We start from the raw sequence: 11,649 nt of genomic DNA, 5'->3' as shown, positions 1-11,649 counted from the left end.
GTCACCTGCCGGTGGTCGGGGTGGTCGGCACTGCGGTGGGGGCGGGCATCAGGGCCGGTACGGGGGCCGGCGGGGGCGCGGGGACGGCCGGCGCGGGCGCGCGGTACGCCACGGGGTCGGCGGCGGGGGACGGGGAGCCGCGGACGGTGCCGTCGGGGCTGAGGAAGGCGGGGTTGCCGCCGGGGACCATGCCGAGCTCGCGGGCGCGGCGCTCCAGGGCGTCCGGGGCGGCGAGCTGGTCGACCTCCTGCTGGAGGGCCTGCTGCTCGTCGGTGAGCTCGGTGGTCTTGCGCTGGAGGCGGGAGAGTTCGAAGGAGCCCTGGTTGAGGGCGGAGTTGAGCAGCAGGAGGGAGATCAGGCCGGAGCCGAGCAGCACGACCACCAGCAGGACGAAGGGGGTGCGCTTGACTCCGGCCTGGCCGCCCAGGAGGCGGCCCAGCCGGAGGCCCCGGCGGGCGGCCGGGGTCACGGGATGTCCTCGCGGATGCGCTCGGCTCCGCGCAGCCGGGCGGGGGCGGCGCGCCGGTTCTCGGCGACCTCTTCCTCGGTGGGCAGTTCGGCGCCGCGGGTGAGGAGCTTCAGGCGGGGCTGGTAGCGCTCGGGGACGACGGGCAGGCCGGGGGGCGCGGTGGTGGCGGCGCCGGCCGCGAAGACCTGCTTGACGATGCGGTCCTCCAGGGACTGGTAGGACAGCACGGCGATGCGGCCGCCGACGGCGAGCGCGGCGACGGCGGCCGGGATGGCCGCCTCGACGCTGGCCAGCTCGGCGTTGACCTCGATGCGCAGGGCCTGGAAGGTGCGCTTGGCGGGGTTGCCGCCGTGCCGCTTGGCGGCCTGCGGCAGGGCCTCGCGGATGACGTCGACCAGGCGGGCGCTGTTGGTGAAGGGCTCCTTGGCGCGCTCGCGGACGACAGCCTCGACGATCCTGCGGGCCTGCTTCTCCTCGCCGTAGGCGCGCAGGATGCGCACCAGGTCGCCGGGGGCGTACGTGTTGAGGACCTCGGCCGCGCTGATGCCCGTCGTCTGGTCCATGCGCATGTCCAGCGGGGCGTCCTGCGCGTAGGCGAAGCCGCGGTCGGCCTCGTCCAGCTGCATGGAGGAGACACCCAGGTCGAAGAGGACGCCCTGGACCTTGGGGATGCCGAGCCGCTCCAGCACCTCGGGCAGCTCGTGGTAGACGGCGCGCACCAGGGTGGCGCGCTCGCCGAACGGGGCGAGGCGCGTGCCCGCGAGGTCGAGGGCGGTGGGGTCGCGGTCGAGGGCGACGAGCCGGGCCTCGGGGAAGGTCTTGAGCAGCGCCTCGCTGTGCCCGCCGGCGCCCAGGGTGCAGTCGACGACGACGGCGCCGGGCTCGGTGAGAGCGGGAGCGAGCATGTCCAGGCAGCGCTGGAGCATGACGGGGACGTGTCGCGCGTTGCTGCTCATGCGCCCTTCTGAGTTAGGGGTACCCGGGACGCGCACGGGCGTCCGTATCCCCGGGTCCCCGCCCGCTCCAAGGGGAAGCGGCCTGCCCGGCACCGGGGAAGGGGCGCCGGACGACCGGGGAGCGGGAGGAGGCCGAGGGGTACGTCCGCGTCGCGCGCGTGCGGGTTTTTTCGGTGTCCAGGGGGAGCATCGGGCCTCCCACTTCGCGTCACTTTAGTCCACTCGTCCCCCCGGTCAATCAACCGGCCAGCGCGTCCCGGGACGGGCGCGGCGCGGGGTGCCCGCCGACACAAATGGCGGGAAGCATTCCGTTCACCCGGACGGCCGCAGGGCCGCAACCCCTGTGGCTTACCTCACAGTGACCCCTGTGAGCGGGGTTTTGTGGCGGGCGTAACGGGCCTGGGGGCGCCGCGCCGACTACCGTCGTTCATATGTCGATATCCGCGTCCCAGCCGGCGCCCCAGAGCTCCGACAGCGCCCGACAGCCGACGGTCACGGACCGTCTGGTTCAGGCCAACGCCGAATACGCCTCCCATTTCACCGATCCGGGCATGGACGCACGCCCCGTCCTGAAGGTCGCCGTCGTCGCCTGCATGGACGCCCGGCTCGACCTGCACGCGGCACTGGGCCTGCAGCTCGGCGACTGCCACACCATCCGCAACGCGGGCGGCGTCGTCACCGACGACATCATCCGCTCGCTGACCATCAGCCAGCGCGCGCTCGGCACCCGCTCCGTCGTCCTCATCCACCACACCGGCTGCGGTCTGCTGACCCTGACCGAGGACTTCCGCCACGAGATCGAGGCGGAGGTCGGGCAGCGCCCGGCGTGGGCGGTGGAGGCGTTCAAGGACCTGGAGCAGGATGTCCGGCAGTCCATGCAGCGCGTACGGACCTCGCCGTTCCTGCCCCACACCGACGACGTCCGTGGCTTCATCTTCGATGTGACGACGGGTCTGCTGCGCGAGATCGACCCGCAGCACTGATTGTCCACAGGCGGTGACGCGGCGCCGCGCGGACGGCCAGAATGCGGAGAGGACGCCGCCCTCGTGTGACGAGCGGGGTGCGGTGTCCGTATTCGGGGGCGGGCCGGTTCGCGACCAGCGGACCGCAAGCCCGCAGGACGGGCCGAGGAGGGCCGGGTGACGACCTATGGCGAGCCGGGGAGCCTTGGGGGTCCTACTACGCGGGCGGAGCCGAGCGTAGGGGGAGACCTCACCACCGCCGCGGAGCGGATCCGCCGGGCGGTGGAGGGCGTGATCGAGGGCAAGCCGGAGGTCGTGCGGCTCGCGCTGACGGTCCTCCTCGCCGAGGGCCACCTCCTCATCGAGGACGTGCCGGGCGTCGGCAAGACGATGCTCGCCAAGGCCCTGGCGCGCTCCGTCGACTGCTCGGTGCGCCGCATCCAGTTCACGCCCGACCTCCTCCCCTCGGACATCACGGGCGTGAGCGTCTTCGACCAGCAGCGGCGCGACTTCGAGTTCAAGCCGGGCGCGGTCTTCGCCCAGATCGTCATCGGCGACGAGATCAACCGCGCCTCTCCCAAGACCCAGTCGGCGCTGCTGGAGTCCATGGAGGAGCGCCAGGTCACCGTCGACGGGCACACCTACGAGCTGCCGAGCCCCTTCATGGTGGTGGCCACGCAGAATCCCGTCGAGATGGAGGGCACCTACCCACTGCCCGAGGCCCAGCGCGACCGCTTCATGGCCCGGGTCTCCATGGGCTATCCCAGCCCCGAGGCCGAGCTGCGCATGCTGGACGTGCACGACGGCTCCCGCCAGGTCTCCCCGCTGGAGGACCTGCAGCCGGTCGCCCACGCCCACGAGGTCGTCAAGCTCGTCGAAGCGGTCCGCTCGGTGCACGTGGCCGACTCCGTCCGGCGCTATGCGGTGGATCTCGTCGCCGCCACCCGGCACCACCCCGACCTCAGGCTCGGGGCGTCCCCCCGGGCGACGCTCCACCTGGTGCGCGCGGCCAGGGCGGCGGCCGCCCTGGCGGGCCGCGAGTTCGCCCTGCCCGACGACGTCCAGGCGCTGGCCGTCCCCGTCCTCGCCCACCGTCTGCTGCCCACGGCCCAGGCCCAGCTGAGCGGGCGCACCGCCGAGCAGGCCGTCCTCGACCTCCTGCGGCGCACCCCCGTGCCCGACCCGTCGGCGCAGGCTGCCTGGCGGCAGGCCCGGAGGCTGTGATGGCCCCGGGGGACGGTGCGGATCCCGGGCCGGAGGGCCGTCCCTCCCCGGCGGGCGGCAGCCTGTGGGCGGCGCTGGGCGGGCTGACCACCCGCGGCCGCTCCTTCCTGGCGGCCGGCATCGCGGCCGCCTCCTGTTCCTACGTGCTCGGCCAGGCCGATCTGCTGCGGGTCGGGCTGTTACTGGCCGTGCTGCCCCTGCTCTGCGTGGCCGTGCTGCACCGCACCCGCCACCGCGTCGCGGGCAGCCGCCGCCTGGCGCCGACCCGGGTCCCCGCCGGCGCCGAGGCCCGCGTCCAGCTGCGGATCGACAGCGTCTCCCGGCTGCCCACCGGCCTGCTGATGCTCCAGGACCGGGTGCCCTACGTCCTGGGCTCGCGCCCCCGCTTCGTCCTCGACCGGATCGAGCCCGGCGGGCGGCGCGAGGTCTCCTACCGCGTCCGCTCCGATCTGCGCGGCCGCTATCCGCTCGGCCCGCTGCAGCTGCGGCTGACGGACCCCTTCGGCATGTGCGAGCTGACCCGCGGCTTCAGCGCGTACGACACGCTTACGGTCGTGCCCCACACCGAGCCGCTGCCCCCGGTGCGCCTGGGCGGCCCGGGCGCCGGCCAGGGCGACGGTCTGCGGCGCTCCCCCGCCCTGGCCGGCGAGGACGACGTCATCCCCCGCGGCTACCGCCACGGGGACGACCTGCGCCGCGTGCACTGGCGCTCCACCGCGCGCCACGGCGAGCTCATGGTGCGCCGCGAGGAGCAGCCGCGCCGGGCCCGCTGCACGGTGCTGCTGGACACGCGCCGCACCGCCCACGAGGGCAGGGGCCCCGGCTCGTCCTTCGAGTGGGCGGTCTCGGCGGCCGCCTCCGCCGCGCTGCACCTGCTGGGGCGTGGCTTCTCCGTGCAGCTGCTCACCGACACCGGGGCCGCGATCCCCGGTCCGGGCGCCCCCGGCGAGCACGTCGGGCTCCCCAACGAATCCGCGGACGCGGCGGGCCTGCTGCTGGAGACCCTCGCGGCCGTGGAGCACTCGGAGGGCACCTGCCTCTCCCCCGCCCTCGGTTCCCTGCGCGGCGAGGGCGGGCTGCTCGTGGCGTTCTTCGGCGGCCTCGACGAGCAGCAGGCGGCCCTGGCCGCCCGGATGCGCGGGCGCGGCGGCACCGCCGTCGGCTTCGTCCTCGACCCGGCGGCCTGGCGGGGGGACCCCCGGGCCCACGGCGCGGCCGAGCTGCGGCTGCAGGTGCTGCGCGCCGCGGGCTGGACGGCGCTGCCCGCCGGCCCCGGGGCCTCGCTGCCCGAGCTGTGGCGGCTGGCGGCCGGGCCCGGCCCCGCCGCCCCTGCGGGCGCCCCCGGCTTCCCCGGGGCGGGCGCGGCGGGAGGGCGGGCATGACCGGGCGCACCCGGCTCGCGGTGACCGCCGCGGTGGCCACGCTCGCCGCCTCCTGCGCGATGCTGCCGCTGGTGGACAAGTCCGCCTGGATACTGCAGGCGGCCTTCCTGCTGGCCCTGCAGAGCGTGGTGGGCGCCCTCGCCCGCCGGGTGCCGCTGGCCAGGCCGGTGACCGTGGCCGCACAGGCCCTGGTGACCCTGCTCCTGCTCACCGTGGCCTTCGCCGGCGACCAGGCGGTCGCCGGGCTGCTGCCGGGCCCCGACGTCTTCCGCGAGTTCGGCCAGCTGGTGCAGGAGGGCACCGAGGACGTCGGCCGGTACGCCATCCCCGCGCCCGCGACGGCCGGCATCCGGCTGCTGCTCGTCGGCGGCGTGCTGGTCGTGGGCCTGACGGTGGACGCCGTCGCGGTCACGTACCGCAGCGCCGCCCCCGCCGGGCTGCCGCTGCTCGCCCTGTACTCCGTGGCCGCCGGGCTCGGCCAGGGCGGTTCGGGGTGGCTGTGGTTCCTCGCGGCGGCGAGCGGCTATCTGCTGCTCCTCCTGGCCGAGGGCAGGGAGCGGCTCGCCGAGTGGGGCCGGGTCTTCGCCGGCCGCCGGACGGCTCCCCCGGCTCCCGGGCCCCCGCCGGGCCGCGCCTCCACCGGCCCCGTCCGTACGGGCCGGCGCATCGGCGCGCTGGCCCTCGGCATCGCCCTGGTGGTCCCGGCCGTGCTGCCCGCCATGGACAGCGGGCTCTTCGAGCCCCGGGGCCGGAGCGAGGCCGCGGGCTCCGGCCGCGGCGGGCTCACCTCCGTCAAGCCGCTGGTCGCCCTCCAGGACAACCTCAACCAGCCGGCCAACCGCGAGCTGCTGCGCCTGCGCTCCTCCGCCGAGAACACCCGCGACCTCTACCTGCGCATCGTCGCCCTCGACCGCTTCGACGGCGCGTCGTGGCAGACCACCGAGCGCGCCCTGACGGCGCTGCCCGCGGTCCTGCCCGCCCCGGCGGGGCTGGCCCCCGGCGTGCGCACCACACGCGTCGACACCACCGTCACGGCCTCCGGCACCTACGCGCAGAACTACCTGCCGCTGCCCTACCCCGCCGAGGAGGTGCGCACCGAGGGCCGCTGGCGGTACGAGCCGGAGGGCCGGATCCTCGCCGGCGAGCGCGGCCAGACCACCCGGGGCGTCCGCTACCAGGTCGCCAGCCTGCAGGTGGAGCCCACGGCGGCGCAGCTCGCGAGCGCCCCCGCTCCCCCGGAGCAGGTGCTGCGGGCCTACACCCAGGTGCCCCGGTCGCTGCCGCCGGTGGTGGCGCAGACGGCCCGGAAGGTGACGGCGGGCTCGGCGAACGCCTATCAGCAGGCGGTCATGCTGCAGGACTGGTTCTCGGTCGGCGGGGGCTTCCAGTACGACACCCAGGTCGCCTCGGGCACCGGCACGGACGCCGTCGCCCGCTTCCTGCAGGCCAAGCGGGGCTTCTGCATCCACTTCTCCTTCTCGATGGCGGCGATGGCGCGGACGCTGGGCATCCCCGCGCGCGTGGCGGTCGGCTTCATGCCGGGCACGCCCCTGGCGGACGGCTCGGTGTCCGTCGGGACCAAGGACGCCCACGCCTGGCCCGAGCTGTACTTCGAGGGCGCCGGCTGGACGCGCTTCGAGCCCACCCCCAGCCGCGGCACCACGCCCGAGTACGCGGTCGCCGAGCCGGCCGGCGGCGGTGAGGCGGGCGCCGCGCCGGCCCCGGCCCCGGAGCGGAGCGCCGCGGCCCCGGCGGCCCCGCGGGACACGGACGCCTGCCCGCCGGGGCAGAGGAAGCTCGGCGAGTGCCCGCCCGCCGACCGGCAGGCCGAGGGCGGCGGGCAGGCCTCCGGCGGCCCCTCCGCGGGCGCGGTGGCGGGCATCGCCGTGGCGGCGCTGGCGGCCCTGGGGCTTCCCCTGCTGCCGATGCTGTGGCGCCGGCGGGTGCGCGCCCGCCGCCTCGGCGGGCCGGGCCTGCACGCGGAGCCCTCCCGTCCGGCGGAGCCGGGCGGGGGCCCGCCGGATGCCGCCGCGGGTGCCCCGACGGCGGAGCGCACGCTGGCGGCCTGGCGCGAACTGACGGACTCCGCCTGGGACTACGGCATCCCGCCCGACGATTCCCGCACCCCGCGCGCCGCCGCCGAGCGGATCGTCGCCGCCGGGGCGCTGGAAGGGCCCGCCGCCGCGTCCGCGGCCCGCGTGGCCACCGCGGTCGAGCAGGTGCTGTACGCCCCGCGGCCACGGCCCGCGGCGGGCCTCGCGGGCGACGTCGAGTGCGTACGGGCCGGGCTGCACGCCGCCGCGGGGCGGGGCGCCCGGCTGCGCGCCGTGCTGCTGCCGCGCTCGGCGGCACAGCTGCTGTGGGGCCTCGCCCGGCGCCGCTCGGCCGCGGCCCGGCGGATCCGCGCCCTCCGGCTCAGGGCCTCCCCCAGAGCCTGAACGGCGCCCGCCGGAGACGGACATGGCGTGGGGTCAGGAGACCTGCTCCTGACCCCACGCCATGGACGAAGAAACGGATGAAGAAATCGGGAGGGCTCTCAGTGGCCCTGCTCGTCGCGGCGGCGCTGCCAGCGCTGCTCGATGCGGTCCATCATGCTGCGGCGAGCGCGCACCTGGCCGCGGCCGCCCAGGGGCCCCGCCGGGCCCGTCCCCTGCTGCGCACCGGGCCTGGGCGCCTTGCGCCAGCCGGTGACGGCGAGCGCCGCGCAGCCCAGCATGACGAGGAAGCCGACCACACTGATCCAGTACTGCCCCTGAATCATCACGCCGGTCATCAAGAGCGCGATACCCACCAGAAACCCGGCGACCGCCTGGTAGACCCGTCGCCGGGTGTACGTGCGCAGGCCGCTGCCCTCGAGCGCTGTCGCGAACTTGGGATCTTCGGCGTACAGCGCTCGCTCCATCTGCTCGAGCATGCGCTGCTCGTGCTCCGAGAGCGGCACGGAGTCCTCCTACTCGTCGGTCGCGGGGGGCGACCGGGTGCGACCCTTTCAGGATAGGCAGGGAATCGCCCCCGTGAAACCCGCCCCTCTGCGCCAATCCGCCCACCGATGTCCGTGTGGCGATCGGTGGTGTCGGGACGTACATTCCCGGTTCGCCGATCGGCCATGCCGGACGGCGTCCCCCGATCATACGGGGCGAACCAGCTGATCGGGTGGTGTGTGACCTACAGCGCGCAGTCAGCCACGCTCGGCCAGTACATGCAGTTGGGTGGCCACCGAGTGGAAGGCCGGCAGCGCGGCCGCGGCGGCCTCCAGCTGGGCGAGCGCCTCCCGGGCCCCGGGCTCCGCGTCGAGCAGCACGCCGGGCACCAGATCGGCGAAGACGCGCACGCCGTGCACGGCCCCCGCCTCCAGGCCCGCGGCGGTCACGAGCTCCGTCAGCTGCTCGGCGGTGAACCGGCGCGGCATCGGGTCGCCCGCGCCCCAGTGACCGGCCGGGTCGGTGAGGACCTGGCGGGCCTCGGTGAAGTGCCCGGCGAGCGCACGGGACAGGACGGCGCCGCCGAGGCCCGCGGCCAGCAGGCTCAGGGTGCCTGCGGGGCGGAGCGCCTCGATGACGTTGCGCACGCCCTCGGCGGGGTCGTCCACGTACTCCAGGACGCCGTGGCACAGCACCACGTCGTAGGCGCCGCGGTCCACCACGTCGAACAGGCCGTGGGCGTCGCCCTGGACGCCGCGCACCCGCTCGGCGACGCCGGCCTCGGCGGCCCGGCGCTCCAGCGCGAAGAGGGCGTTGGGGCTGGGGTCGACGACGGTGACGCGGTGACCGAGGGCCGCGACGGGCACCGCGAAGTGGCCGGAGCCGCCGCCGGTGTCGAGCACCTCCAGCACGCCGCCGGCCGGGCCGGCGGCCTTCACCCGGCGGTCCAGGGCGTCGCGCAGGACCTCCCAGACCACGGCGGTACGCAGGGACGCCCGGGGGCGCAGCGGGTCTGACACGGCGGGTGGCTCCTCGGCGGTGGCGAACGATTGCGTCCGCCCCAGCCTAATGGGCCGTGCCCGGGGCCGGGACGACACGGCCGCCCGGCCCGGCGCGGCGCCGTGCGGGGTGCTCCGGGCAAGGGCTCCGGCCTGCGCGAATACCCGTGCGGCCACGCGAGGTTGACGCGGGCGCGGGGACCGCCGGGCGGGCAGGGAGAATCACTCCATGGACAGCAGCAGTACGCGCCGTCAGAACACCCGGCGAAAGCTCTTCGACGCCGCGGTGACCCTCATCGCCGAACAGGGCTTCTCCTCCACCACCGTGGACGAGATAGCGGAACGGGCCGGGGTGGCCAAGGGCACCGTCTATTACAACTTCGCGAGCAAGACCGATCTGTTCGAGGAGCTGCTGCGGCACGGCATGGAGCTGCTGACCGGGGCGCTGCGGGCCGCGGCCGACGAGACGGCCGAGCGCGGCGGCGGCGCGGCCGAGGCGCTGGACGCGATGATCCGCGCCGGGCTGGACTTCGTGGCGCGCCGGCCGGCGCTGGCCCAGCTCTACGTCGCCGAGCTGTGGCGCACCAACCGGGCCTGGCGCCCGACGCTGACGCGGGTGCGGCAGCAGGCGGTCGAGGTGATCGAGTCCGTGCTGCGGGATGCGGCCGCGGAGGACGATCCGGCGGCGGGGTCCGACGTCGCCCTGACGGCGTCCGCGCTGTTCGGGATGGTGCTCGTGACGGCGCTGGACTGGCAGTCGTTCCAGCCGGAGCGGTCGGTGGACGAGGTCCACGCGTCGCTGGCGCGGGTGTTACAGGGACGGCTGGGCGGCGTGGTCCGCTGACGCGGCGGTGCCGTCCCGGCGGCGGCCGAATCCCCCTCGGCCGCCCCCGGAACGGCGTTCCCCCGTGTGCTCCCCCGAACCCCCTGCGGGGCCCCCGCCCCCCGGTCACGTCGGGGGTGCCGCGCCGTTCCGCAGCCCCGTGCCGGCGGTACCGGCGCCGCGCCCCTTCCGTGGGCACCACTCTTCCGCCCGGCGGGCCCCCGGCCCATCCGTGCGCCTACTCATCTCCTCCTCTGAGTACGGGTACTCACGCCTGGGCGTTCGGCCCCAAGCAAGCCCCGTCCGGAACCCGGCGTCCGGGCCCTGCGGACCGGTGCCGCCCGGTGCTGCCGGTGCCGCCGGATAAAGTCGCCCCCATGGCACGGATTGCGGTGATCGGCGCCGGGATGGGCGCGATGGCTGCCGCCGCCCGGCTGGCCGTCGCGGGCCACCGGGTGACGGTGTACGAGAAGGCGGCGACGCACGGCGGAGGCGTCGGGCGCATGACCCGGGACGGCTTCGCCTTCGACACGGGGCCGGGGCTGCTGCACCTGCCGGCCGTGTACCGCGACCTGTTCGTCAAGACGGGCAAGGAGTCGCTGGAGCAGAGCGTCGGCCTGGTCCAGGTGGACCCGGCGAGCGCGCACGTCTTCGCCGGCGGCACCTCCGTCTCCCTGCCCAACGCCTCCCGGGCCGGGGTGGTCCAGGCCCTCGACGAGGCCGTGGGCGCGGGCGCCGGCGAGCGCTGGAGCGAGCTCGTGAACCGGGCGCGCGCGGTGTGGGACGCCACGCGCCGCCCGCTGCTGGAGGAGCCCCTGCTCGACGACCCCGAGTATCTGGAGGCCCTGGGCCACGACCCCTACCCGGGGCTGCGCAAGCGCGGCCTGTTCCGGCGGAGCACCCCGCCCGTGCTCGCGGCCGTCGCCGGGCGCGAGCTGAAGGACCCCCGGCTCGTGGCCCTGCTGGAGAGCCACGCCCTGGCGTACGGGCTCGATCCGCGCCGCGCCCCCGCGAGCGCGACGGTCCTGCCGTACATGGAGCAGACCTTCGGCAGCTGGTACGTGCGCGGCGGGATGCGCGGCCTGGCCGACGCCGTCCACGAGCGGTGCCTGGCGCGCCGGGTGGAGTTCGCCCTGGGCACGGAGGTCACGGCGGTCGTCGAGAAGGACGGCCGCGCGGCCGGAGTGGAGCTGGCGGACGGGCGCACGGCCGAGGCCGACACGGTGGTCGCCGGCGTCTCGCCCGGAGTGCTGCGGCGCCTGGCCCCGGCGGCCTGCGGGCCCGCCGTGCGGCCCGGCCCGCCGGTGCCGCCCGGGCGCTTCACGCTCTTCCTCGCGCTGCGCGGGGCGCGGCCCGCCGCGACCGCCCACCGCACGGTGGTCCACGCGCCGGACCGCGGCGCGGAGTTGGAGGGGATCTTCGGCGAGGGTGCGCGCGGCCCCGCCGCGCTGCACTACCGGCCGACGGTGACCGTGCTGCGCCCGGACGATCCTGACGTCCGCCCGGACGACGGGCACGAGGCCGTCACGCTGACCGCCACGGTCGCCCCGCACGGCCGGGTGGACTGGAGCGACGAGGCGACGGCGGCGGCCTTCGCCGAGCGCGTGCTCGACGCCGCGGAAGGCGTGCTGCCGGGCCTGCGGGAGCGCCTGCTGTGGCACGAGGTGCGCACGCCCGCCGACACCGAGCGCGCGACGGGCGCCGAGGGCGGGGGCGTTCCGGCGCCGGTGCTGGCCGGTGGCGGGGGCGCGTTCCTCCGGGCCGCCAATGCGACGTCGCTGCCGGGCCTGTACCTGGCGGGCGGATTCGCCCACCCCGGCGGCGGGCTGGCGCACGCGGGGATGGCCGGGACGATGGCCGCGGGCCTGATCGTCTCCGGGGCGGACTGGCGCGGCTCCCAGTAGGAGGCGGTTC

10 protein-coding genes are annotated in these 11,649 nt (G+C 76.2%); 6 read left to right on the top strand and 4 right to left on the bottom strand.

Annotated elements, in window-relative coordinates; all coding sequences use genetic code 11:
- Position 1: 1 nt before the first annotated feature.
- Positions 2–469, bottom strand: a complete 468-nt coding sequence (gene ftsL, locus ACFPP6_RS17345; protein WP_382042742.1) for a cell division protein FtsL — start codon at positions 467–469, stop codon at positions 2–4.
- Positions 466–1,425 carry a 16S rRNA (cytosine(1402)-N(4))-methyltransferase RsmH gene (gene rsmH / locus ACFPP6_RS17340; protein ID WP_382042740.1) on the bottom strand — a complete coding sequence of 320 codons (960 nt, stop codon included), beginning with the start codon at positions 1,423–1,425 and terminating at the stop codon, positions 466–468. The genes ftsL and rsmH overlap by 4 nt, the downstream gene beginning before the upstream one ends.
- 431 nt (positions 1,426–1,856) lie before the next feature.
- Here rsmH and ACFPP6_RS17335 point away from each other — a divergent pair, with 431 nt between their 5' ends.
- From ACFPP6_RS17335 to ACFPP6_RS17320, 4 genes are all read left to right on the top strand, one after another.
- Positions 1,857–2,408: a beta-class carbonic anhydrase gene (locus ACFPP6_RS17335; protein ID WP_382042738.1), complete on the top strand. Its 552-nt coding sequence runs from the start codon at positions 1,857–1,859 to the stop codon at positions 2,406–2,408.
- Between the two features lie 249 nt (positions 2,409–2,657).
- Positions 2,658–3,611, top strand: coding sequence for an AAA family ATPase (locus ACFPP6_RS17330; RefSeq protein WP_382043283.1), 954 nt, complete (start codon positions 2,658–2,660; stop codon positions 3,609–3,611).
- On the top strand, positions 3,611–4,993 hold the full coding sequence (locus ACFPP6_RS17325; RefSeq protein WP_382042735.1) for a DUF58 domain-containing protein: 1,383 nt from the start codon (positions 3,611–3,613) through the stop codon (positions 4,991–4,993). The genes ACFPP6_RS17330 and ACFPP6_RS17325 overlap by 1 nt, the downstream gene beginning before the upstream one ends.
- Positions 4,990–7,431: a transglutaminase TgpA family protein gene (locus ACFPP6_RS17320; protein WP_382042732.1), complete on the top strand. Its 2,442-nt coding sequence runs from the start codon at positions 4,990–4,992 to the stop codon at positions 7,429–7,431. The genes ACFPP6_RS17325 and ACFPP6_RS17320 overlap by 4 nt, the downstream gene beginning before the upstream one ends.
- A gap of 98 nt (positions 7,432–7,529) precedes the next feature.
- Here ACFPP6_RS17320 and ACFPP6_RS17315 read toward each other — a convergent pair whose 3' ends face one another.
- Both ACFPP6_RS17315 and ACFPP6_RS17310 read right to left on the bottom strand, forming a co-directional pair.
- Positions 7,530–7,934: a DUF3040 domain-containing protein gene (locus ACFPP6_RS17315; protein ID WP_382042729.1), complete on the bottom strand. Its 405-nt coding sequence runs from the start codon at positions 7,932–7,934 to the stop codon at positions 7,530–7,532.
- 237 nt (positions 7,935–8,171) lie between these two features.
- Positions 8,172–8,933, bottom strand: coding sequence for a methyltransferase (locus ACFPP6_RS17310; RefSeq protein ID WP_382042726.1), 762 nt, complete (start codon positions 8,931–8,933; stop codon positions 8,172–8,174).
- Between the two features lie 208 nt (positions 8,934–9,141).
- Between ACFPP6_RS17310 and ACFPP6_RS17305 the strand changes: the two genes are divergently transcribed.
- Positions 9,142–9,756, top strand: coding sequence for a TetR/AcrR family transcriptional regulator (locus ACFPP6_RS17305; protein ID WP_382042723.1), 615 nt, complete (start codon positions 9,142–9,144; stop codon positions 9,754–9,756).
- Between the two features lie 356 nt (positions 9,757–10,112).
- On the top strand, positions 10,113–11,639 hold the full coding sequence (locus ACFPP6_RS17300; RefSeq protein WP_382042721.1) for a phytoene desaturase family protein: 1,527 nt from the start codon (positions 10,113–10,115) through the stop codon (positions 11,637–11,639).
- Positions 11,640–11,649: the final 10 nt, after the last annotated feature.

Origin of the sequence: Streptomyces aureoversilis (assembly GCF_042657885.1) — a bacterium.
GTDB lineage: Bacteria > Actinomycetota > Actinomycetes > Streptomycetales > Streptomycetaceae > Streptomyces > Streptomyces aureoversilis.
Note: the sequence above shows the minus strand (reverse complement) of the source record. Positions and strands in the feature narration are given on the sequence as shown.